The organism is Cryobacterium sp. MDB2-A-1, from assembly GCF_004402675.1.
Lineage (GTDB): Bacteria > Actinomycetota > Actinomycetes > Actinomycetales > Microbacteriaceae > Cryobacterium > Cryobacterium glucosi.
Genome location: NZ_SOFK01000009.1, coordinates 92,527 through 114,175 on the forward strand (window position 1 = coordinate 92,527; position 21,649 = coordinate 114,175).

21 protein-coding genes are annotated in these 21,649 nt (G+C 70.8%); 3 read left to right on the forward strand and 18 right to left on the reverse strand.

Going from position 1 to position 21,649, the window contains the following annotated elements:
* Positions 1-5: 5 nt before the first annotated feature.
* The 17 genes from E3O39_RS01150 to nirD form a co-directional block, all read right to left on the reverse strand.
* Positions 6-266: a ferredoxin gene (locus tag E3O39_RS01150; protein WP_134449596.1), complete on the reverse strand. Its 261-nt coding sequence runs from the start codon at positions 264-266 to the stop codon at positions 6-8.
* On the reverse strand, positions 263-1,504 hold the full coding sequence (locus tag E3O39_RS01155) for an NADH-ubiquinone oxidoreductase-F iron-sulfur binding region domain-containing protein (RefSeq protein WP_134449595.1): 1,242 nt from the start codon (positions 1,502-1,504) through the stop codon (positions 263-265). The genes E3O39_RS01150 and E3O39_RS01155 overlap by 4 nt, the downstream gene beginning before the upstream one ends.
* Positions 1,501-2,058 (reverse strand): ferric reductase-like transmembrane domain-containing protein, encoded by a 558-nt coding sequence (locus E3O39_RS01160; protein ID WP_134449594.1) that lies wholly within the window; start codon positions 2,056-2,058, stop codon positions 1,501-1,503. Before E3O39_RS01160 ends, E3O39_RS01155 begins: the two co-directional genes overlap by 4 nt.
* Positions 2,055-3,038: an FAD:protein FMN transferase gene (locus E3O39_RS01165; RefSeq protein ID WP_134449593.1), complete on the reverse strand. Its 984-nt coding sequence runs from the start codon at positions 3,036-3,038 to the stop codon at positions 2,055-2,057. Before E3O39_RS01165 ends, E3O39_RS01160 begins: the two co-directional genes overlap by 4 nt.
* Positions 3,038-3,340, reverse strand: a complete 303-nt coding sequence (locus E3O39_RS01170) for a hypothetical protein (RefSeq protein ID WP_134449592.1) — start codon at positions 3,338-3,340, stop codon at positions 3,038-3,040. Before E3O39_RS01170 ends, E3O39_RS01165 begins: the two co-directional genes overlap by 1 nt.
* A gap of 214 nt (positions 3,341-3,554) precedes the next feature.
* The gene (gene rpsO / locus E3O39_RS01175; protein ID WP_134449591.1) at positions 3,555-3,824 is read right to left on the reverse strand and encodes a 30S ribosomal protein S15; all 270 of its coding nucleotides are present in this window, start codon (positions 3,822-3,824) and stop codon (positions 3,555-3,557) included.
* Between the two features lie 103 nt (positions 3,825-3,927).
* Positions 3,928-4,569, reverse strand: a complete 642-nt coding sequence (locus E3O39_RS01180; RefSeq protein ID WP_134449590.1) for a maleylpyruvate isomerase N-terminal domain-containing protein — start codon at positions 4,567-4,569, stop codon at positions 3,928-3,930.
* A 27-nt stretch (positions 4,570-4,596) separates the two neighbouring features.
* The gene (gene dhaK / locus E3O39_RS01185) at positions 4,597-5,592 is read right to left on the reverse strand and encodes a dihydroxyacetone kinase subunit DhaK (protein ID WP_134449589.1); all 996 of its coding nucleotides are present in this window, start codon (positions 5,590-5,592) and stop codon (positions 4,597-4,599) included.
* Positions 5,593-5,666: 74 nt separating this feature from the next.
* Positions 5,667-5,753 carry a hypothetical protein gene (locus E3O39_RS19365; RefSeq protein ID WP_370294556.1) on the reverse strand — a complete coding sequence of 29 codons (87 nt, stop codon included), beginning with the start codon at positions 5,751-5,753 and terminating at the stop codon, positions 5,667-5,669.
* Positions 5,714-6,322, reverse strand: a complete 609-nt coding sequence (locus tag E3O39_RS01190; protein ID WP_370294552.1) for a dihydroxyacetone kinase family protein — start codon at positions 6,320-6,322, stop codon at positions 5,714-5,716. Before E3O39_RS01190 ends, E3O39_RS19365 begins: the two co-directional genes overlap by 40 nt.
* A complete protein-coding gene (locus tag E3O39_RS01195) occupies positions 6,319-7,137 on the reverse strand; it encodes an HAD-IA family hydrolase (protein ID WP_134449588.1) in 819 nt (272 codons plus the stop codon). Before E3O39_RS01195 ends, E3O39_RS01190 begins: the two co-directional genes overlap by 4 nt.
* Positions 7,138-7,140: 3 nt before the next feature.
* Positions 7,141-7,998, reverse strand: coding sequence for a class II fructose-bisphosphate aldolase (locus E3O39_RS01200; protein WP_134449587.1), 858 nt, complete (start codon positions 7,996-7,998; stop codon positions 7,141-7,143).
* Between the two features lie 156 nt (positions 7,999-8,154).
* Positions 8,155-9,384: an AI-2E family transporter gene (locus E3O39_RS01205; RefSeq protein WP_134449586.1), complete on the reverse strand. Its 1,230-nt coding sequence runs from the start codon at positions 9,382-9,384 to the stop codon at positions 8,155-8,157.
* A gap of 100 nt (positions 9,385-9,484) precedes the next feature.
* A complete protein-coding gene (locus tag E3O39_RS01210) occupies positions 9,485-11,293 on the reverse strand; it encodes an NAD(P)/FAD-dependent oxidoreductase (RefSeq protein WP_134449585.1) in 1,809 nt (602 codons plus the stop codon).
* Positions 11,286-13,433, reverse strand: coding sequence for a molybdopterin oxidoreductase family protein (locus E3O39_RS01215; RefSeq protein WP_134449633.1), 2,148 nt, complete (start codon positions 13,431-13,433; stop codon positions 11,286-11,288). Before E3O39_RS01215 ends, E3O39_RS01210 begins: the two co-directional genes overlap by 8 nt.
* 126 nt (positions 13,434-13,559) lie before the next feature.
* On the reverse strand, positions 13,560-14,957 hold the full coding sequence (locus E3O39_RS01220) for an MFS transporter (protein ID WP_134449584.1): 1,398 nt from the start codon (positions 14,955-14,957) through the stop codon (positions 13,560-13,562).
* 81 nt (positions 14,958-15,038) lie between these two features.
* Positions 15,039-15,383: a nitrite reductase small subunit NirD gene (gene nirD, locus E3O39_RS01225; RefSeq protein ID WP_134449583.1), complete on the reverse strand. Its 345-nt coding sequence runs from the start codon at positions 15,381-15,383 to the stop codon at positions 15,039-15,041.
* A 224-nt stretch (positions 15,384-15,607) separates the two neighbouring features.
* Between nirD and nirB the strand changes: the two genes are divergently transcribed.
* From nirB to E3O39_RS01240, 3 genes are all read left to right on the forward strand, one after another.
* Positions 15,608-18,295 (forward strand): nitrite reductase large subunit NirB, encoded by a 2,688-nt coding sequence (gene nirB, locus E3O39_RS01230; protein ID WP_134449582.1) that lies wholly within the window; start codon positions 15,608-15,610, stop codon positions 18,293-18,295.
* Positions 18,296-18,298: 3 nt separating this feature from the next.
* Complete coding sequence (gene cobA, locus E3O39_RS01235) at positions 18,299-19,414, forward strand: uroporphyrinogen-III C-methyltransferase (RefSeq protein ID WP_134449581.1); 1,116 nt, start codon at positions 18,299-18,301, stop codon at positions 19,412-19,414.
* A 163-nt stretch (positions 19,415-19,577) separates the two neighbouring features.
* A complete protein-coding gene (locus E3O39_RS01240; RefSeq protein WP_241984937.1) occupies positions 19,578-20,609 on the forward strand; it encodes a uroporphyrinogen-III synthase in 1,032 nt (343 codons plus the stop codon).
* A 108-nt stretch (positions 20,610-20,717) separates the two neighbouring features.
* On the opposite strand, the gene E3O39_RS01245 is transcribed toward E3O39_RS01240, so the two are convergent.
* Positions 20,718-21,611, reverse strand: coding sequence for an LLM class flavin-dependent oxidoreductase (locus E3O39_RS01245; protein ID WP_134449579.1), 894 nt, complete (start codon positions 21,609-21,611; stop codon positions 20,718-20,720).
* Positions 21,612-21,649: the final 38 nt, after the last annotated feature.

Below are 21,649 nucleotides of genomic sequence, written 5' to 3' on the forward strand. Positions count from 1 at the left end.
AGGAACTAGGGGTCGACGAGGGTGAGCGCCTGGCGTGGACAGAGGGACACGGCATCCGCTGCCGCGGCGAGCAGGGTGTCCGGGACCGGCACGTTCGAGCCGGCGCCGGCAGAACCGTAGCCGTAGGCGAGCGGGTAGCCCCAGTCGTCGCGGGCCAGCAGTTCCGGCAGGATCTCGGTGCAGAGCCCGCGGCCGTCGCACCTCGTCCAGTCGATGTGCAGGAGGGCGGCGGCCGGGCCGCGGGCCTCTGGGGTGCGCAGATTCATCGGTGGTCCTTTCGGCAGTGCCCGTTCAGGTGCGCGGTGACGTCATCGGCGAACACCGTGAGCGTGCTGAGCACGAACCGGGCGGTGCCGTCCGGGTGGTTGCAGGAGCCCCGCCCCGTGACGATGGCCGCGAGGCGGCGCACCTCCCCGGGGAGCCCCGGGTCGCGGTCCCCGGTGACGAGACGCCCGAGCACGGCGGCCATCGCCGGGAGCCCGTTGACACAGGGGCCGCACTGGCCGGCGGTCTCGCCGGCGAGGTAGCTGGCGACCGCGGCCGCGACCGCGATCGGGCAGCGCCGTTCGCCGAGCCCCATCAGAATGCCGGCGCCGGGGTTCGCGCCGAATCCGGCGAGGTCGGCGCGGTCGAGGCGGGCCTCGAGGGCGTACGCCGGCAGCCAGGCGCCGTGGTAGCCGCCGACGAGCACTGCCGAAAGGCTCCCGGTGTCGACTCCGGTGAACCGGAGCACGTCGCCGATGCGGGACCCGCCTGCGACCTCGAGCACCCTCGACGGATGCCCGTCGCTGCCGACCGTGACGAGTCGCGTCCCCGGATCCCCCGTCGTGCCCACCGACCGGAACCAGGCGGCGCCGAAGCGCGCGATCAGCGCGATGTGGGCGAGGGTTTCGACATTGTGCAGCAGGGTGGGCCGGCCACCGAGGCCGGATTCGGTCAGCCGCACGGTGCGGTCCTGGGGAATCGGCGCCCTGCCGGCGAGGGCGTTGACGACGGCGGATGCCTCACCCGAGATGAAGGTGTCCGCCGCTTCCCGCAGTTCGATCGCGGAGGCATCCGCCCGCTCGGCGAGGGCGCGGGTGGCGGACTCGATCACCGAGGCCTGGGCGTAAAGGTAGACGGAGTGGGCGCCGAGGGCGCCGGCGACGGTGAGGAGCCCGTCGATGACGAGGTGCGGCGACCGGAGCAGCAGGGTCGCGTCTTTCTGGCTGAGGGGTTCGCCCTCCGCGGCATTGCCGATCACGACGACGCGGCGGCGGCGGGCTCGTTCGCGGGCAGGGACGGCGGCGAGCTTGCGCCACGCCGGGAAGCCGGCGCCGCCGCGGCCCTCGAGACCGGAGTCGCGGAGGGCGGCGAGGAGTGCCGCCGAATCCGCGTGGGCGGGCAGCGGGCCGAAGGTCGACTGGTGGGTGGCGTAGTCTGCGGCAGGGGCGGCCGTGAGCCGGGCGGTGCCGACCGGGGCCTGGACGGCGGGGAACAGCCGGGTGTCCGCTGTGCTGCTCATGAGGCCCTCTCGACTCTGACGTTCTGGTACTCGACGAAACCGCGGCTCAGGCGCCAGACGAGCGCGGCGACAACGGCCATCGAACAGGTCGCGGCGAAGGCGATGAACCAGGTCTGGCCGACATCCGTGCCGTTGCCGATGGAGTGCAGCAGCGCAACGGGCCACATCAGGTAGGTGAGCCAGTGCACGGCCTTGAAGACCCGCACGCCGACGACACCGCGGAGGAGTGCTGTGATCACGATCGCGAGCATCAGGTCGACGGCGAGGGTGCCGAGACCGAGCCAGAAGGGCTTGGCCGCGCCGAGGAACGGCACGACGAAGTCGACGAGCCGGAGCTGGGCGTAGGAGTCCCCGAACAGCGTGACGAGGTGGATGGCGAGGAACGCGGTCGCGAGCAGAGCAACGTTGCGGTGCACGAGGGCGACAGAGAAGCGGGGCAACGTGAAGAGCGGCCTGCCGGACCGGTTCAGGATGCCGAGCAGGACGGACACGGTGAAGAGGGCGAGGGAGACGACCCCTGTCCCGCGACCGAGCGCCCAGAGCGCCTCGTTCACAGGAACGACCTTTCGGCTTCGGCGTCGGCTGCAGCCGGGGTTTCCGAGGTTTCCAGGGCCTCTGACCGGTTGTCGTCCGGCCAGCCGCCGAGGGAGACGACCACACCCTCGGCGTCGACGAGGCGCGCGGGAACGCCGAGTTCGCGCAGCCAGGCGACGGCCTTGTGGCCGCGGACGATCGCGGCCGTGCTGAGCGTGTTGGCCCGGTGACAGGTCCCGGCCGCGACCGTGACGCTGCGCCAGACGGGTTCGGCGGGCAGCCCGGAGGCGGGGTCGAGGATGTGGTGCTGGGGGCGGCCGGCCTTCGTCCAGCGGCGCTTCTGGGTGCTCGAGGTCGCGAGGGCGAGGCCCTCGGCGAGGGTCACGTGGGCGCTCGGGTCGAGCGGGGCATCCTGGACCAGGACCTGCCAGCCTCCCGCGGGCGCCGGACCTGCGGTCGCGATGTCGCCGCCGAGGCTCACGAGCACGCCGCAGCCGAGTTCTGCGACGATACGGGCGGCGACCTGGTCGGCGGCGGCGGCCTTCGCGGTCGCTCCGAGGTCGATGCCGAGGTGGGCCGGCACGGTCAGGCGGTTGCCGACGAGGCGCACACTCGCCCAGCCGGGCCGGGGTGAGGCGATCGCGCGCACCGGGACGCCGTCGTCGAGGATCAGGCGGATGTCGTGGTCGTAGCCGATCGCGCCGAGGGCGTTGGCCAGGGTCGGGTCGACATCGCCGTCGGTCTCCGCCGCGGAGGCGAGGGCGAGGCGCATCAGTTCGGCGAGTGTGTCGCTCACGAGGGCACCGACCGGGAAGAGCGGGGCCTTCGTCAGGATCTCGGAGTCCGGGCGGAACCGGCTCGAGGCGAGTTCCACGCGCTCGAGCACGGCGTCGGCGATCCGGCGGGCCTCCGGGAGGAGCGCGGGGTCGGTCACGACGAGGCGGGCGCTCGTGCTCCAGAGACTCCAGTCGTCGGTCGCGACGGTCGCGACGGCGGCCATCAGGACCCGCTCGTCTTGGCGTGCACCTTGGTTCCGCTGCCCGAGGACACACTCGGCGCAGCGGGCGCCGCGGGGGCGGTGGTCGCCTGGGTCGTCGTGCTCCCGGACGTCGTGCCCGAGTCGCCCGAGGTCGTCGTGGTCGTCGTGGTCGCGGAGGCGTCCTGCGTGGCGAGCGAGTCGGCCCAGTCGTGCAGGCCGAGCGCAGAGGCTGCGACGACGGCGAGGAGTCCGATCGTGCCGGTCACGATCCGGCTGAGCTTCTTACCGCGTTCGTGAGCATTCATCTCCGTGCCACCCTTCATTCGTTGACACTAACTACGGTGCCAGCGGACTCTATGGGTTTCCTATGCAGCCACCTTGAGGGAACAGGGTGTTAGGGAGAGGCGCACTGCGGAGGCTCACAGGTCCACGCGCAGGCAGACAAAACGGGCCGCCACCCGAAGGTGACGGCCCGTTTCGTTGAAGTTCAGCTTCAGAAGTGCGCGATATCGACGCGGCTTCCGGTTTCGTGCCTGACTAGCGACGCAGTCCGAGACGCTCGATGAGCGAGCGGTAGCGGGCGATGTCGATGTCGGACAGGTAGCCGAGCAGACGGCGACGCTGACCAACCATGAGAAGCAGGCCACGACGGGAGTGGTGGTCGTGCTTGTGCTCTTTCAGGTGCTCCGTGAGGTCGAGGATGCGCTGCGTGAGCATGGCAATCTGGACTTCGGGGGACCCGGTGTCGCCTGGGTGGGTAGCGTACTTTTCGATGATCGCCTTCTTAGCATTAGCTTCGAGTGCCATAGATGGGATCCCCTTTCTCTCACTGCGCGGTGCCCGTGGGCCGAATGCCTGGGCTCTCTTGTTCCGCGGCCGTTGGACGGCAACCTAGAGAGCTTAGCAGAATTCAGAGCACGCTGAACCGGTCGGTCAACGGTCCACGCCCCGTGCCGGCGAGAAGCAACTCCGGGCCCTTGCCTCCGCGCACGGCGAGGTCGCCGAGCAGGTGCACGGCGATCGACACCGCGGACTCCGGCACCGTCGGCGGAATGCCGAGGCTCGCGGCGAGGTCGCAGCCGTGCACGGCGAGTTCGAACACGCGCGTGGGCAGGTATTCGGCCAGCAACATCCCGCCGAAGGGCGTCAGCACGAACTCGTCGCCGGTCGCGCGGTCGACCTCGGCGAGTACGCGGCCGACGATGCCGGCGACGGATGCCGCCGGCTCTGCCCCGAGGGCCCGTCCGGCCGCCCTGCCCCGCTCCGCGACCGCGGCAGGGTCGCCGGCCCCGACGCCGATCACGCCGTAGTAGTCGACGGCGCTCGCGATCTCGACCGCCGGCGGGTGCTCCGGGTCGACGGACACCTCGCGCCCGGCCGCAAGATAACTCTCCACGGTGAGGAGCGAGCGGCTGGTATGGCCGACGAGGTCGCGCACGGTCCACTCCCCGAGCGCGACCCGCTCCCACTGGTCCGTGATCGTCGCGGTGGTTCCGGCGAACCAGCCCGCGGCATCCCGGTAGGCGGCCCGGCTTTCATTCCAACTGGTCATCGCGTCATTCTAGAGCGGCGGCATCCGCTAGAACACGTGGGCGGCGATCTCGGCGGGCGCGGCCAACAGGCCCTCGATCTCGTCGTCGAGACGCACGAGCGTGAGCGAAGCCCCGGCCATGTCGAGGGAGGTGCAGTACTCCCCCACGTAGCTGCGCCCGACCGTGATGCCGCGGCGGGTCAGTTCGTCGTGCGCGTGCCCGTAGAGGATGTAGAGCTCGCTGATCGGGGTGCCGCCGAGCCCGTTGATCATGAGAGCGACGCGGTCGCCCGCGACGAAGGGCAGGTCGTTCACGACGGCCTCAAGCATCTCGTCGGTCATCTCGTCAGCGGTCGTGAGCTTGGCCCGCCGGCGGCCGGGTTCGCCGTGGATTCCGACGCCCACCTCGATCTCGTCCTCGCCGAGCTCGAAGAGCGGTGACCCCTTCGCGGGCGGGGTGCAGGAAGTGAGGGCGATGCCCATCGTGCGGGTGACGCTGTCGACCTTCTCGCCGATCCGGACGAGCTCGTCGAGGGAGGCGCCGGCCTCGGAGGCCGCTCCAACGGCCTTCATCACGAAGAAGTTGCCCGCGACGCCGCGACGACCGACCGTCCAGGTCGAGTCCTGCACGGCGACGTCGTCGTCGATGAACAGGGTCTTGACGTTGATGCCGTCGGACGCGGCCATCTCCTGGGCCATTTCGAACGCCATCCGGTCGCCGGTGTAGTTGTTCACGAGCAGCAGCACGCCCTTGGGCGAGGCCATCAGCTTGGTGGTTTCGTAGACGTAGTCCATCGGCGGGGCGGCGAACACGTCGCCGGGGCAGGCCGCGTCGAGCATCCCCCGGCCGACGGTCATCACGTGGGCGGGTTCGTGCCCGGAACCGGAGCCCTGGATGATCGACACCTTGTTCGGGTTCGGGCCGCCCGCGCGCATGATCAGGTTGTATTTCGGCTCGTAGCGGAGGGTGTCCGGGTTGGCGAGGGCGATGCCCTTGAGCATGTCCGGCACGTACATTTTCGGGTCGTTGACGAATTTCTTCATGTGTCCATCTCCTTCGTGGGTGGTCCGGAACGTGCAGCAGATCGTTCGGAATAGCGTGCGGAAGGTCGTGTGGATCAGAGGTCGTCGCGCGCGGCCCATTCCCGGCTGAGCCGTTCGAGGATCACGGCGACGGCGACGGCCCCCGGGTCTGGGGAACCGATGCTGCGTTCCCCCGTGTAGCTCGCCCGGCCGCGGCGGGCCTGCAGGAAGCTCGTCGCGTCCGCGCGTCCGCGCGTTCCCGCGCGACGACGGCGGCACGGGCGAGCGCAACCGTGCCGGCACTCCCGGCGTGGATTTCGGCCTCGAAGGCATCCGTTGCCGGGACGAGGGCGTCGAGGAGGGTCTTGTCGCCGAGATCGGACTTGCCCCGCGCTTTGATGCCCTCTGTCGCTGCCCGGAGCATGGCGACGACGTCGTCGCCGTCGAGGTCGGTCTTGCCTGCGACGGCCGCCGATGCCCGCAGGAACGCGGTGCCCCAGAGCGGGCCGGAGGTTCCGCCGATCCGTCCGGAGATGACGAGGGCGATCTTCTTCAGGAAGTCGGCGGGGGAACTGCGGTCGAAGTCCGGCCAGTCGGCGAGGACGATCTCGAAGCCGCGGGCGAGGGAGAACCCGAAGTCGCCGTCGCCGACGACGGCGTCGAGGTCGCCGAACTCGCGTTCGTTGTCGACCGCGGTCTGGGCGATGCTGTGCACGACGAATTCGGTGTCGTCGAGACTGCTGCGGGTCATGGGGTCTCCGGTTCCGGGGAGGTCGGTCCTGGTGTGATCGGTCCTGGTGCGGCCAGGATGGCGGTGAGATCGGTCAGTTCGACGGTGCGGCCGACGTCGAGGCGCAGCGGGTCCTTCAGGGTGATCGCGGTGGGGCCGCCGGGGTCGCCGAGCGAGGTGACGACGAGGGAGGCGCCGGTGAAGTCCTCGGCCGCCGTGTAGCCGCTGACGGTGATGAGCGTGCGGAGACCCGCGGCGAGCGCCGCCTGGAGGCCGTTGGCGCTGTCCTCGATGACGAGGGCCTCGGCTGCCGGGACACCGAGTTCGCGGAGGGCGAGGAGGTAGATGTCGGGGGCTGGCTTCTTGGCCGCGACGATGTCCCCTGCGAAGACCCGGAAGTGCGCGGCGAGGTCGGGTCCGACCGCCTCGGTGAGCACGGCGCGGACGGATGCCTCAGCCGACGTGGATGCGACGGCGAGCGTCCAGCCTGCCGCGTCCGCGTCCGCCGTGATCCGTCTGATGCCGGGGCGGCCGGGGAGTGCGCCGCGCGCCACGGCGTCGGTGTAGATCGCGGTCTTCCGTCGATGCCAGCGCGCGACGGCCTCGTCGAGGGCGCCCGGATCGTCCGGAAGGCCGATGACGGCGGCGACCGCGGGCGTCACGGCGCTCCGCATCCGCTCCTTGCCGCCACCGATCCTGACCTTGACGGCGTAGTCGGAATCGCTCCACCGTACAGGGACGGCGAATTCCCGGAAGGTCTGGTTGAACGCCGGCAGGTGGCCGTCGCGCTCGGTGTCGGCGAGGACGCCGTCGCAGTCGAAGATGAGGGCCGGCATCCGTCAGGCCTTCCCTGCGCTGCCGAATTGCTCGGCGAGTCCACGGGTCAGCGCGACGATGTCGGAACGAACCTGCCCGAACAAGGACGGCGGGTCCCACTTGTCGCGCGCCTCCGCGTCTTTGAGATAGGCGAGGCTCGACTGCATGAAGGTGATCTTGAGCGCCGTGGAAATGTTGACCTTGGCGCATCCGAGCGCGATGAGTTCGGCGAACTGGCCCGGGCTCAGGCCGCTCCCGCCGTGGAGGGCGATCGGGATCGGGTGCGCGGTGACGATGTCGCTCACCCGCCGGAGGTCGAGGACCGGTTCCCGGGTGTAGACGCCGTGGGCGTTGCCGATCGCGGGTGCGAAAACGTCGACGCCGGTCTCCTCGATGAAGCGCAGGGAGATCTCGAGGGACTGCCTCGCGGATGCCGTGTCCGAGCCGATGCCGTCCTCGACCCCGGTGATCGACTCGATCTCACCCTCGACGTGCGCACCGAAGGTGCGGGCCTCCGCGACGACCTCGATGGTCTGCCGCTGATTTTCCGCGACCGGGAGCCGGGACGCGTCGAAGAGCACCGAGTTCCAGCCGCGCTCGAGGCATTCGGTGATGACCGCCCGGTCGGGGCAGTGGTCGAGGTGCAGCACCACCGGCACGTCGATGCCGGCGGTCATCGATTCCCACATGCTGAAGAGCACACGCGACCCGATCGACTTCACGGTCTTGACCGAGGTCTGCACGATCACCGGTGACCGCGCCTCGACCGCCCCGGCCAGGACGGCCTCCATCGTGAGGTCGTTCACGATGTTGATCGCCGGCACGCCGTAGCGTTCCGCGAACGCGCGGTCGACGACCGATTTCAGGGTGGACACCGACATTCCAGGCCTCCTCGCCGGAGTGGGGCCGGTGTCCGGGCCCGGGTGTCACCGGGTCGCCGTCAGCCGGATGCCGACATCGTAGGCTGCAACCCCGGCCCCGACAATGGCCTCTGCTCTCAGGCCTCACGGCCGGAGGAGGTGGATCCTGTCCCTGGGTCAGCCGTCGCGCTGGACGCGGGCAGCGGCCGACGTGCCGCCGGCACCGGACTTTCCGCGGAAGAATCGGCGCGGCGGCGGGCTCGGGGCGACGGGGTGGTCCCAGACGCGCACGATCGACCACGCGACGGCGACGAGCGGCACCGCGAGCACCGCGCCGGCGATGCCGCCGAGCACGGTGCCCGCCGTGAGGGCGACGAGGATCACGAGGGGGTGCAGCTTGAGTGCGCCGGCCATAACGATCGGGTTCAGCAGGTCGCCTTCGAGCTGGTTGACCACGACGACGATGACCACGACGATGAGAGCGACGATCGGCCCGTTGAAGACGAGGGCGACGAGCGCGGCGAGGATCCCGGCGATCGTCGCGCCGATCAAGGGGATGAATGCCGTGAGGAAGACGATCGCCGCGAGCGGCAGGGCGAGCGGCACCTGCAGGATGGCCAGGCTCGCGCCGATGACGACGCCGTCGAAGAGCGCGATGGTCGCGGTCCCGCGCACGTATTGTCCGAGGACCGTCGGTGCGGTCGTGCCGATGCGGCGCGCGCGCGCGAGGGCGGAGCCGCGCAACGGCGTCAGGAAGAAGGCCCAGATCGATGCGGCGTCCTTGAGGAAGAAGAACAGGATGACGACGACGAGGGCGGCTCCGGTGAGCACCTCGGCCGCGGCGGACACCCCGGCGAGTGCGCCGCTGCCGAACTCGGCACTCGTCACGAAGCCGATCACGGCGTTCCTGGCGGCCTCGAATTGGGTGGCATCGAGCGAAAGCGGGCCGGTCGTCAGGTAGCCCTGCAACTGGTCGAGGCCGTCGGAGGCCGCGGTGACGAGCTCGGACCACTGGTTGCGCACGGCGAAGACGATCAGGGTCACGATGCCCCCGAGCACGATGACCCCGCCGAGCAGGGTGAGCCAGGTCGCCAGCGTTCGTGGAACTCCACGGGCGCGCAGCCAGCGCACGAGTGGGCTGAGCGCCGCCGCCAGGATGAGTGCGACGAGCGTGGGGATCACGACGAGTTTGAGCTGCACGAGGGCGAACACCACGCCGATTCCCAGCACGATCACGACGATCAGCTGGGCGCTGCGGATGCTCAGCCACCCCAGCCGGTCGACGAGCAGCGACTTCAGGGTGCTGTCCCTGGCACCAGAGTGCTCGGACCCGGCGGACTCAGCCGGAGTCTGCCGTGGTGTCTGCCGTTGTGCCTGCTGAGGGGTTCGCTCGGGCTTCGCTCGCATGCGTCCCATGGTAGGCCGGGTCGGGCCGCCGTCCCCGAACCTCACCAATTCGACGGAGTTTTTGAGTTTCACACCTGTGGGAGGCACATTTTCGGGGTGTTCAGCCCACAATCTCCGTCGAATTCGTCAGGGCGAAACGCTCAAGGACCTCGCCGATTCGGCCTCTGCACCCGCCGCAGCCGGTTCCGGCGCGGGTGGCCGAGCCGATGCAGGCGACGTCGGTGTTTCCGGCCGCCGCTGACGCGGTGATCGCGCCGGCCGTGACCCCGTTGCACCAGCAGACCGTCGCGTCGGGGGCGAAGGCGTCGCCGCCGCCCGCCGGGTCGACGTCGGGGCCGTCGTAGCGCAGCAGCAGCGAACGGTCGGCGGGCAGTTCGCTGCCGCGCTCGAAGAGCAGGGCGAGTTCGGCACCGGTGCGCGGCATCCCGACGCAGATGAAGCCGGTGAGGATGCCGCCGCGCGTGACCATCTTCACGTAGCGGCCGTGCTCGGGGTCTGACCACTGCGACACGCCCAGGCGCGGCGCGGTCGCGCCCGGTGCCGCCGCGCAGTCCCTGCCGTGAACGGGCTCGGCGGCCCCGTGGCCGTCGTCCGGGTGCGCAGGGTCGATGTCCCAGGGGTCAGCGCTCGTGTCGCCGGCGGCGACGACGTCGATGCCCTCCGCCTTGAGCATGACGACGCCGTGCGCCTGCACGGCGAGCGCCGGCCCGAAATCGGCGGGAGCAGCCACATCGGCGGCGGCAGTCGCAGGAGAAGTGACTGCCCCAGCCCGGGCATCGTGCTCGATTTCCGCGGCGAAGCGGGCGGCGAGCCAGTCGGCCTGGCGCCAGCCGGGTCCGATCAGGCCGGTGGGCCCTCCGGCAGGCGTGGCCGTGGAGGCGCCGGGGGCCGGCCGGGGGGCGACGTGCGCACAGTCGCCGATCGCGAAGACGGCGGGGTCCGTCCAGCTCCGCAGGGACTCGTCGACGAGGATGCCCGTCGACACGCTGAGCCCGGAGAGGCCGGCGAGTTCGGTGCGGGCGCCGATGCCGCAGCTGAGCACGAGCAGGTCCCCGGGGATCTGCTTGCCGTCGGCGCAGATGAGTGCGTCGAAGCGGTCGTGGCCGTCGGCGTCGACGGTGAAGAGAATGCTCTCGGCCCTGGCGTGGCTGACCATGGTGACGCCGGCCCTGCGGGCGCTGCGGGCGAGCACCGTTCCGCCGCCACGGTCGAGATTGCGGTTCAGCGGGATGTCGGCGTGGTAGACGACGCAGACGTCGCTCCCGGCCTGGGCCGCGGCGAGCGCGAACTCCATGCCGAGCACCCCGGCGCCGAGCACGACGATCCGGCCTCCGGAGCGGACGGTCTCGAGCACCGTCGCCGCGTCGTCGAGGTCGCGGAGCGCGGTGACCCCGCGCGGCAACGGCGCGTCGGCGGTGTCGAGTGCACCGGCATCCGTCGGCGGGCGCATCAGGGTGCGGCGCAGCCGGGTCACCCCGTCGAGGGTCGGGACGTTGGCCCGGGCACCGGTCGCAAGCACGAGCCGGTCGTAGCCGAGGTCCGTGCCGTCGCCGAGGGTCACCGTGCGTCGCACCCGGTTGATCCGGGTGACGATCTCGCCGGTGCGGATGTCGACGCCCGCCGCCCTGGCCGCGTCGGTGTCCGTCACCTCGAGGGTGTCCCGGTCGGAGCGGCCGACGGCGTAGTCGGCAATGAGCACCCGGTTGTAGGCGTCCGCCGACTCCGCTCCGACGACGGTCAGGGTGGCGAGGCCGGCCCGCACGACCGGGAGCAGCTCCTCGACGAGGCGGGCCCCGACCGGGCCGTAGCCGACGAGGACGATCCGGCGCGGCGCCGGGGAAGCGGGAACGGCAGCGGGAACGGCAGCGGGAACGCTCCCGACGGGTGCTGCGGGGATCGGCTCAGGCATGGGCATCCGTTCGAATCGACGGGACGGAAACGGGACCGGCAGGCCCGGACCCCGGTGTCCGCACGAGCGCGCGCACCCGCACGGTCGTGCGCTTGAATTCCGGCATGCCCGAGACGGGGTCGGTGACCCCGAGGGTGAGCAGGTTCGCGCGCTGGGCACCGGGGAAATGGAACGGCAGGAACACGGTGTCTGGGCGGATGCCGCCGGTCACCTCGGCGACACAGGTCACGGTTCCCTGCATGTTGCCGACCTCGACCTCGCCACCGTCGACGAGACCGAGTCGGGCCGCGGTCGCCGGGTGCACCTGGAGCCTGGCCTGAGGCTGGGCCTGGTGCAGCTCGGGGACCCGGCGGGTCTGGGCCCCCGACTGGTAGTGCTCGAGGAGCCGGCCGGTGATGAGCGTGACCGTACCGTCCCGTTGGGCCGGCGCATCCGTCACCCTCGCGTGCACGGCGACGATGCGCGCGCGGCCGTCTGCGTGCGCAAAACGGTCGAGGAAGAGCCGCGGGGTTCCGGTCGACCCGACCGGGTACGGCCAGTATGCGGCCTCCCCCGTGTCGAGCAGCCCGTAGCTCAGTCCGGAATAGTCGGCCAGGCCGCCCGCGCTCGCGAGGCAGAGCTCGTCGAACACCTCGGCCGGGTCGGCGCTGAAGGTGCCGGCGGAGCCGAGCCGGCGCGCGAGTTCCTGGAAGATCCAGAGTTCGCTCCGCACCCCGTCCGGCGCGCCGATCGCGGTACGGCGGCGGATGACCCTGCCCTCGAGCGAGGTCATCGTGCCGTCCTCCTCCGCCCACTGGGTGACCGGCAGCACGACGTCGGCGAAGCGCGCGGTCTCGGAGAAGAAGAAGTCGCAGACCACGAGGAAATCGAGAGCCTCGAGGCCGGCACGCACCCGGTTGGAGTCCGGGGCGGACACGACGACGTTCGAGCCGTGCACGAGCAGGCAGCGGACGCCGCCGGACACGCCGAGCGAGTCGAGCAGCTCGATCGCGGGCACGCCGGCCCCCGGCAGGCTCTCGGGCGTGACGCCCCAGACGCCGGCGACGTGGGCGCGGGCGGCCGGGTCGGTGATCTTGCGGTAGCCGGGGAGCTGGTCGCACTTCTGGCCGTGCTCGCGACCGCCCTGGCCGTTGCCCTGCCCGGTCAGGGTTCCATAGCCGGAATGGCGGGTGCCGACGAGGCCGAGCACGAGGGCGAGGTTGATCGCGGCGGTCGCGGTGTCCGTGCCGTCGACGTGCTGCTCGACGCCGCGCCCGGTGAGGATGTATGTGCCCGATCCGGCCGCGAGCCGGCGGGCGAGCTCGCGCAGCTGCGGCACCGGAACGCCGGTGAGCTGCTGCACCCGTTCGGGCCACCACCGGGAGACGCTGCGGCGGAGGGCCTCGAAGCCGACCGTGCGCCGTTCGAGATAGTCGGTATCGATGAGGCGTTCGGTGATGACGATGTTGGTCAGGCCGAGCAGGAGCACGAGGTCGCTGCCGGGCGTCGGCTGGACGTGCATGCCACCGCCGTCCTCGGTGAGGCGCGCGGTCGCCGAGCGACGCGGGTCGACGACGATCAGGCCGCCGGCGCTCCGGGCGCCCTCGAGATGACCGATGAACGGCGGCATGGTCTGCGCGACGTTGGAGCCGAGGATGAGGATGGTATCCGCCGCGTCGAGGTCCTCGACAGGGAACGGCAGTCCCCGGTCGACGCCGAAGGCGCGGTTGCCCGCTGCCGCGGCCGACGACATGCAGAACCGGCCGTTGTAGTCGATCCGGGAAGAGCCGAGCGCGACCCGGGTGAACTTGCCCAGCTGGTAGGCCTTCTCGTTGGTCAGCCCGCCGCCGCCGAACACCCCGACCGAGTCGGCGCCGTGCCGCGCCCGGCTCCCGGCGAGCCGCTCGGCCACGAGGTCGAGCGCCTCCGCCCAGCTCGCCGGGGCGAAGGCGCCGTCCGGTTGCCGGAGCATCGGGGTCAGGATCCGTTCCGGGGATGTGAGCAGTTCCGCGGCGGTCCAGCCCTTCTTGCACAGGCCGCCCCGGTTGGTGGGGAACGCCCGGCCGGCGACGGTCAGACCGGGCCGCGCCGCGGTATCCGTGCCAGCACCGGCACCACCCGACTGCATGCCGATCTCGGCATACGTCGGTGTCAGGGTCATCGCGCACTGCAGCGCACAGTATGGGCAGTGCGTGTCGACGCCCGGGCGGGCGGCGGATGCGAGGGGTGCGGTCACGGGGTCTCCTGTTGCTGGTGGCGTCGGTGATGGCGCGGGAACGGGCGCGCGCTAGATGCGCTGCCCGGCCACGGAGGAGCCGCGGCGGAGGTAGAAGAACGCGGTGACGGCCATCATCACGAGGTAGGCGCCGATGAAACCGTAGATCGCGCCGGTGTAGCTGCCGGTCGCGATCTTCGAGTTGCCGAGGACCTGGGGAATGATGAATCCGCCGTATGCGCCGATCGCGGAGATGAGGCCGAGGGCTGCTGCGGTCTTCCGCTGGGTGCTCACGTCGCCCGAGTTGGTGTGGGCGTCGCTGACGCCGCTGCGGGCGGCGAAGACGCTCGGGATCATCCGGTACGTCGACCCGTTGCCGACACCGGTCGCGACGAAGATGAGCAGGAAGCTCGCGAGGAACAGCCAGAAGTTGCCGAGGGAGAGCACCGCGATCACGAGCAGCGCGCCGAGGGCCATCACGCCGAAGGCCGCGATCGTGACGCGGGCTCCGCCGAAACGGTCGGCGAGCTTGCCGCCGGCCGGGCGGGCGAGGGAACCGACGAGGGCGCCGAGGAAGGCGAGGGAGATCGACGCGGCCATGATGTGGAAGGTCGAGTATGCCGGGAACTGGTCGGCGATGAGCTTCGGGAAGACGCTCGCGAAGCCGATGAAGGAGCCGAAGGTGCCGATGTAGAGCAGGGCGAGGATCCAGAGGTGCGGTTCGCGGAGCGCGGCGAGCGAACCGGCGAAGTCGGCCTTGGCGCTCGACAGGTTGTCCATGTGCTTCCAGGCGCCCCACATCGCGACGAGGATGAACGGCACCCAGAACCAGCCGGCGAGCGAGAGGTTGAGTGTTCCGGCGGCACCGATGGTGATCACGATCGGGACGACGAGCTGGGCGACGGCGGCACCGAGGTTGCCTCCCGCCGCGTTGAGTCCGAGGGCCCAGCCCTTCTGGCTCTGCGGGTAGAAGTAGGTGATGTTGGACATCGAGCTTGCGAAGTTGCCGCCGCCGAGGCCGGCGAGAGCAGCCACGAAGAGCATCACCGGGAACGGGGTGGCCGGGTTGCCGACGCAGATCCCGAGGGCGATCGACGGGATCAGGAGCAGGCCGGCGGAGATGATGGTCCAGTTGCGGCCGCCGAAGCGGGCCACCATGAACGTGTATGGGAAGCGGAGCGTCGCACCGACGAGGCTCGGCATCGAGATGAGCCAGAAGATCTGGCCGGTGTCGAAGGTGAAGCCGGCCTTGGGCAGCTGCACGACGACGATGCTCCAGAGCTGCCAGATCACGAAGCCGAGGAATTCGGCGAAGATCGACCACTTCAGGTTGCGGGAGGCGATGGCCTTGCCGCCGTCGTTCCACTGGGTGGTGTCTTCGGCGTTCCAGTTGTCGATCCATCGGCCGGGGCGGTGGACGAGGCTCGGGCCGGTGCGGAGACCGGTTGTGGGGGTATCGACTGCAGTCATGGTGTTCTCCTCGGGAGGGGTGTGCAGGGGACGGATAGGGGAAGATCGGGGAAAGAGTCAGGGGAAACGTCGGGGGAAACGTCAGGCGGCTTCGGAGAGGTGCACGTGCACCTCGCCGTCCTCGACCCTGACCGGATAGGTGCGCAGCGAGTACTCGGCGGTGGTGAAGCATTCGCCGGTCTCGAGGTCGTAGACCTGCTTGTGCAGGGGCGAGGCGATGGTGAACCGGTCACCGCGCGAGCCGACGATGCCGCGGCTCATCACGAACGACCCGGTTGCGGGGTCACGGTTGTCGACGGCGTAGAGGCCGCCGTTCGGAAGCAGCAGGATGGCGAGCTGCTCATCGCCGACGAGGGCGGCTTCGCCCCAGAGCGGCTCGAGTTCGTCGAGGGAACAGACGCGGATCCAGGTGCCGGGGTGGTTCACGAGTGATCCCGCTTTCTGTGAGGTATGCCTGCCGGGTGGGCGATTCCCTCACGCTAAATCGGCCACGTTTCGCGGGTCCGCGCCGGACGCGTCGAATGCGTAAAGAAGTCCTCACCCTCCCCGGGCAGGCCGGTGAGGTCCCGGTCACACCTTGTTACATGGGCGCAACCGAGGGGAAACGCGGCCCTTTTAGGCTGGCAGCACCACCTACGGAAGGCTCCGCCATGGACAACGTCACGTTCGACGCCGCTCAGGCTCACTCAGGGCCGTCCGGCGCCCCCCGACGCGTCGTCGTCATCGGCGGCGGCCCCGCCGCACACCGGTTCACCGAGGCCATGCAGGCCAGGTCCACCCCGGGTCATGGCCGCGAACTCCTCGTCCTCGGCGATGAGGACCACCTGCCGTACGACCGAGTCGCCCTGTCCCGCCGCCTCGTCGACTCCGAGGACCTCACCCTCGGCGACCGGGCACTCTGGGAGACCCCCGGCGTCACCTACCGTGGCGGCAGCCGGGTGGACAGCGTCGACCCCACCGGCCGCACGGTCACCCTCGCCGATGGCGAGACCCTCTCCTACGACGAGCTCGTGTTCGCGACGGGATCGTCCGCCACCGTGCCGCCCATTCCCGGCGCCGAAGCCGGCCACGTCTATCGCACCATCGAGGACGTCGACTTCCTCGTCGCAGAGGTCGCCCGTCTCCGCGAGCGGCTCGGCCGGCCCGCGAACGTCGTCGTCGTCGGCGGCGGCCTTCTCGGCCTCGAGGCCGCGGGCGGCCTGCAGCGCCTCGGCGGGCTCGCCACGATCGTGCACTCCGGCCGCTGGCTGATGAGCGCCCAGCTCGACGAGGGAGCAGGGCAGGCGCTCGGCCGGCTGATCCAGGCCCAGGGCATCACCCTCGCCCTCGGCAACCGGCCCACCGAGGTGCTCACCTCCCCGACCGGCCGCGTCCTCGGCGTCACACTCACCAACGGCACCCAGCTGCACGCCGACCTCGTCGTGTTCTCGATCGGCATCACGCCGCGCGACGAACTCGCCCGCGCGGCGGGACTCGAGCTCGGCCCGCGCGGCGGCATCGAGATCACGGATGCCTGCGGCACGTCGATCCCGCACATCTGGGCCATCGGGGAGGTCGCGAGCGTCAACGGCAGCTGCGTCGGCCTCGTCGCCCCGGCGAACGCGATGGCCGAGGTCGTCGCCGACCGGCTGCACGGCGGCGCCGCCGTCTTCCCCGGCATCGACGACGCCACCAAGCTCAAGCTCTCCGGGGTCGAGGTCGCGAGCTTCGGAGACGCCCTCGCCGCCGCGGAACACTCCCTCGAGGTCGTCTACGCCGACCCGGCCAGGGGCCTGTACCAGAAGATCGTCGTCACGGGAGACGCGAAGACCCTCCTCGGCGGCATCTTCGTCGGCGACGCCTCGCCATACACGGCGCTCCGGCCCCTGCTCGGCCGCGAGCTCGGCGCCGAACCGAGCGCCTACCTCTCCGCGGCCGGCGCCGAGCCGCCGGCGAACACCGACCTGCCGGACGACGTGCAGCTCTGTTCCTGCAACAACGTCTCGGTCGGAGCCGTGCGCTCCGCCATCCGCGGCGACGAGCACACCGAGGCCTGCACCGAACTCGGCCCGCTCAAGGCGTGCACCCGCGCGGGCACCCAGTGCGGCTCGTGCGTTCCCCTCGTCAAGAAGATCCTCGAGACGGAACTGACCCGGGCAGGCATCGCCGTCTCGCACGCCCTCTGCGAGCACATCGCGCTCAGCCGGAGCGAGCTCTTCGAATCCGTCCGCATCCTGCAGCTCACCCATTTCGACGAGATCATGGGCCGGTTCGGCAGCGGACTCGGCTGCGACATCTGCAAGCCCGTGATCGCCTCGATCCTCGCGACGCAGACCTCGGGGTACATCCTCGACGGCGGCCGCGGCGCCCTGCAGGACACCAACGACCGCGCCCTCGCCAACATGCAGAAGGACGGCACGTACTCGGTCGTGCCCCGGATCCCGGGCGGCGAGATCACGCCGGCCAAGCTCAAGGTCATCGCCGAGGTCGCCGCCGACTTCAACCTGTATACCAAGATCACCGGCGGCCAACGCATCGACCTGTTCGGCGCCCGCCTGGAACAGCTTCCCGACATCTGGAAGATCCTCGTCGAGGCCGGGTTCGAGTCCGGCCAGGCATACGGCAAGTCCCTCCGCACGGTCAAGAGCTGCGTCGGGTCGACCTGGTGCCGCTTCGGCGTGCAGGACTCCGTCGCGATGGCGATCAACCTCGAGCTGCGCTACCGGGGACTCCGCGCACCGCACAAGTTCAAGCTCGGCGTCTCCGGCTGCGCCCGCGAGTGCGCGGAGGCGCGCAGCAAGGACGTCGGCATCATCGCGACCGACCAGGGCTGGAACCTCTATGTCGGCGGTAACGGCGGCTTCCAGCCCGCCCACGCGCAGCTCCTCGCCCAGGACCTCGACGACGAGACCCTGATCAAGTACATCGACCGGTACCTGATGTACTACATCCGCACCGGCGACCGGCTGCAGCGCACCGCCCGCTGGCAGGAAGACCTCGAGGGCGGGCTCGACCACGTGCGCGACGTCGTCTGCAACGACTCCCTCGGTATCGCCGAGGAGCTCGAGGCCGCCATGCTCGCCCACGTCGGCCACTACGAAGACGAATGGGCCGCGACCCTCAAGGATCCGGAGCGCCTGCGCCGGTTCCGCTCCTTCGTCAACGCCCCCGGAACCGCGGACCCCGCGCTCATGCAGGTCATCGAACGCGACCAGCCCCGGCCGGCGCGGCCTGCGGAGCGCGAGGCCGTGCTGCTCTCCGGTCCGAGTATCCCGGTCCGGCCCCGTGACACCACTGCCGCCGACACCGGTACCGCCAGCACCACCGAACGCGCCATCGAACTGCGACAGGGAGTGTGAACCATGGACATCAGCCTCGACCTGGCCGGCCGCCGGGTCCTCGTCTTCGGAGGTGCCCTCGCGGCCAGGCGGGTGCTCGCCCGGTTCCTGGCCGCAGAGGCGATCGTCTACCTCGCCTCTGTCACCGTCGACGGGCATCCGCCGGAACGGCCGCACCCGCAGGTGCGACCCGTCGAATACCCGCATTTCCCGCACGGCTGGCGTGACCTCGTCTCGGCGGTCGACCTGGTCGTGCTCGTCGAGGTCTCCGAGTCCACCGAGCGCATCATCGTCGATGCCTGCGCCGCGCAGCGCGTCTGGCTCAGTCGCGAACCCGCGGCGTCCGTCGCCCCGCTCGGCCGGGTGACCCTCGTCGGCGGCGGCCCCGGCGACGACGGTCTCCTCACGATGGCCGGTGTCCAGGCGCTCCGCGACGCCGACATCGTCTTCTACGACAAGCTCAGCCCGCACGGCCGGCTCGACGAGTGGTGCCCCGGTGCCGAGCACGTCGACGTCGGCAAGACGCCGGGCCATCACGCCACCCCACAGGCCGACATCGAGCGGATGCTCGTCGACAGCGCCCTCGCCGGCCTCACCGTCGTCCGCCTCAAGGGCGGCGACCCGTTCGTGTTCGGGCGCGGCGGCGAGGAGGTACTCGCGTGCCGCGAGGCCGGCGTGCCGGTCACCGTCATCTCCGGGGTCACGAGCGCGATCTCGGTGCCGGCCGCCGCGGGCATCCCGGTCACCCACCGGGAACTCAGCCGGGTCTTCACCGTGCTCTCCGGCCACGCGCCGCTCAGCGAGAACGAGCTCGCCCACCTCGCCGGGCTCGGCGGCACGATCGTGGTCCTGATGGGCGTCGGGACCCTGCCGCACCTCACAGCGGGGCTCGCCCGCCACGGGATGCGGACAGACATGCCCGTCGCGATCATCGAGCAGGGCTTCTCTTCCCGCCAGCGCACCACGAAGGCCCGGCTCGACACGATCACCCCGCTCGCCGCGAAACTCGGCGCCCGCTCCCCCGCCGTCCTCGTGATCGGTGAGGTCGTACGATTGTCCCAGCACGACGACGCCGCCAGCGAGGAGCTGTTGCAGGCCATCGCGGGCAACGCCGAGCACGCACTGAACGCCGAGCACTGACCGGGGACATCCGCCCCGCTTCCCCCAGCCACCTGCCACCATCCAACGAGCCGGAGACACCGTCAACGACACGAGCGCCGAAGCAAGCCAGCCCGGGTTCCGCGCAGACCAGCTCGAGGGCTTCCGCATCGCCGTCACGAGCGATCGGCGCTCCGAGGACCTCATCGCCGCCTTCGAACGCCGCGGCGCCGAGGTCGTCCACGCGCCCGCCATCCGCATCGCGGCCGCGGCGGACGACGCCCGCATCACGAGCGACACCCTGACGATCATCGCCGCCCGGCCCGACATCCTCCTTGCGACGACCTCGTACGGCATCCGGCGCTGGTTCGAGGCGGCGGATGCCGCGGGTGTCGGCCACGAACTCACCGACACCCTCGCGCACTCCAGCATCCTCGTGCGCGGCCCGAAGGCGCGCGGCGCCGTGCGGGCGGCAGGCCTCGACGACGACGGGATGAGCGACGAGGAGACCACCAAGTCCCTCGTCGACTACGTGCTGCGGGACGGCGCCGCCGGGAAGACGATCGCGGTGCAGCTGCACGGCTTCACCGACCAGCCCCAGCTCGAGCGCCTCGTCGCCGCCGGCGCGACGGTGCTGACCGTCGCGCCCTACCGCTGGCTGCTCCCGGAGGACTCCGCACGGGTGCTGCGCCTCGTCGACCTGATCTGCGCTGGCGGGGTCGACGCGGTCACCTTCACAAGCGCCCCTGCCGTGATGGCCCTGTTCGGCGTCGCCGACTCGATCGGCCGTCTGGAGGAGCTGCAGGACGCGTTCAGTGAGACCGTCGTCGCCGCGGCCGTCGGCCCCGTCACCGCCGGCCCCCTGCTCGCCGCCGGGCTGGCACCGATCGTGCCGGAGCGGTTCCGGATGGGCGCGCTGATCAAGCTCGTCTGCGACCACCTCGAGCAGCAGCGGGTGCTGCGCCTCGACACCCGGTTCGGGCCCGTCGAGCTTCGCGGCCGGCTGTTCTCCCTCGCCGGCGCCCAAACCACTCTGCCGCCGAGCTCACTGACGCTGCTGCGCGTGCTGCTCGCCGCCGGCGGAACGGTCACCTCCCGGGCGAGCCTCACCGCGACGCTGCCCGAGATGCAGGACGACCACGCCGTCGACGTCGCGATCAGCCGGCTGCGCCAGGCGCTCCCCGAGCCGGGCCTCGTCGCGACGGTGATCAAGCGCGGCTACCGCATCGACGTCTGAACCGCCCTCCCGCGTTCCGAATTCAGGAGTTGAGCGCGTTCCGGGACAGAATCAGACCGGAATCGTGCCGAAAACGGCTCAACTCCTGAATTCGGAACACACCGGGGGTCAGGGGCGGGGCTGCATCCGGGCGGCGGCGACGGCCTCGAGCACGTCCTCCGAGCCGGCGTAGATACCGGAGGCACGCGGCCAGTGGCTGATCACGTCGGTGAAGCCGAGTTCTTCGGCCCGGCCGACGGCGTCGTCGAAGGCTCCGACGCTCTGCAGGGAGTAGCCGCCACCGCTGTCGAGGTTGAGGTACCGGTCGATCGAGCGAGGATCGCGGCCGACGGCATCCGCCGCGTCGTCGAGGCGCTCGGCGAGCGCGGCGACCTTCGTCCACCAGGCGTCACCGGTCGCGCCGTCGGGACCCGTCGTCACCCAGCCGGTGCCGTGGGTCGCCGCGAGGCGAAGCCCCTTCGGCCCGTTCGCCGCGATCACGAACGGGAGCCGGGGCGCCTGGGTCGGCGCGCCGACCATGCGTGCGCCGACGGCGGTGTACCAGTCGCCGGTGAAGTCGATGCCGGCCGTGCTGCCCTCCGGTTCCCCGCGGAGCAGCAGGTCGAGCAGGGTGACGAATTCGGTGAACCGCGCGTGCCGCTCCGGCCCGGTGTATGCCCGCTGGCCGAGCACGGTGGCGTCGAAGCCGGTGCCGCCCGATCCGACGCCGAGCAGGAACCGCCCGCCGGACAGCTCGTCGAGTGTCGCGAGTTCCTTGGCGAAGGGCACCGGATGCCGGAAGTTCGGGTTCGAGACGAAGGTCCCGAGCCGCAGGTCACGCGTCACGAGTGCGGCAGCGGTCAGCGTCGGGATCGTGGCGTGCCACGGTTCGTCGGCGAGGCTGCGCCAGGACAGGTGATCGTAGGTCCAGCCGTGGTCGAAGCCGAGACGTTCGGCGCCCCGCCACTTGCGGGAGGCTTCCGGCCAGGGGTCCTGGGGGAGGATGACGATTCCGTAGCGCATGGTCACAGTCTAGGAGCGTGTTCTGTTCGGCCCCCGGA

Bases quoted from the DNA above. Each gene is read 5' to 3' on its own strand.
- E3O39_RS01150 (WP_134449596.1), bottom strand. From the start codon at position 266: ATGAATCTGCGCACCCCAGAGGCCCGCGGCCCGGCCGCCGCCCTCCTG.
- E3O39_RS01155 (WP_134449595.1), bottom strand. From the start codon at position 1,504: ATGAGCAGCACAGCGGACACCCGGCTGTTCCCCGCCGTCCAGGCCCCG.
- E3O39_RS01165 (WP_134449593.1), bottom strand. From the start codon at position 3,038: ATGGCCGCCGTCGCGACCGTCGCGACCGACGACTGGAGTCTCTGGAGC.
- E3O39_RS01170 (WP_134449592.1), bottom strand. From the start codon at position 3,340: ATGAAGGGTGGCACGGAGATGAATGCTCACGAACGCGGTAAGAAGCTC.
- rpsO (WP_134449591.1), bottom strand. From the start codon at position 3,824: ATGGCACTCGAAGCTAATGCTAAGAAGGCGATCATCGAAAAGTACGCT.
- E3O39_RS01180 (WP_134449590.1), bottom strand. From the start codon at position 4,569: ATGACCAGTTGGAATGAAAGCCGGGCCGCCTACCGGGATGCCGCGGGC.
- dhaK (WP_134449589.1), bottom strand. From the start codon at position 5,592: ATGAAGAAATTCGTCAACGACCCGAAAATGTACGTGCCGGACATGCTC.
- E3O39_RS01190 (WP_370294552.1), bottom strand. From the start codon at position 6,322: ATGACCCGCAGCAGTCTCGACGACACCGAATTCGTCGTGCACAGCATC.
- E3O39_RS01195 (WP_134449588.1), bottom strand. From the start codon at position 7,137: ATGCCGGCCCTCATCTTCGACTGCGACGGCGTCCTCGCCGACACCGAG.
- E3O39_RS01200 (WP_134449587.1), bottom strand. From the start codon at position 7,998: ATGTCGGTGTCCACCCTGAAATCGGTCGTCGACCGCGCGTTCGCGGAA.
- E3O39_RS01205 (WP_134449586.1), bottom strand. From the start codon at position 9,384: ATGCGAGCGAAGCCCGAGCGAACCCCTCAGCAGGCACAACGGCAGACA.
- E3O39_RS01210 (WP_134449585.1), bottom strand. From the start codon at position 11,293: ATGCCTGAGCCGATCCCCGCAGCACCCGTCGGGAGCGTTCCCGCTGCC.
- E3O39_RS01215 (WP_134449633.1), bottom strand. From the start codon at position 13,433: ATGACCCTGACACCGACGTATGCCGAGATCGGCATGCAGTCGGGTGGT.
- E3O39_RS01220 (WP_134449584.1), bottom strand. From the start codon at position 14,957: ATGACTGCAGTCGATACCCCCACAACCGGTCTCCGCACCGGCCCGAGC.
- nirB (WP_134449582.1), top strand. From the start codon at position 15,608: ATGGACAACGTCACGTTCGACGCCGCTCAGGCTCACTCAGGGCCGTCC.
- cobA (WP_134449581.1), top strand. From the start codon at position 18,299: ATGGACATCAGCCTCGACCTGGCCGGCCGCCGGGTCCTCGTCTTCGGA.
- E3O39_RS01245 (WP_134449579.1), bottom strand. From the start codon at position 21,611: ATGCGCTACGGAATCGTCATCCTCCCCCAGGACCCCTGGCCGGAAGCC.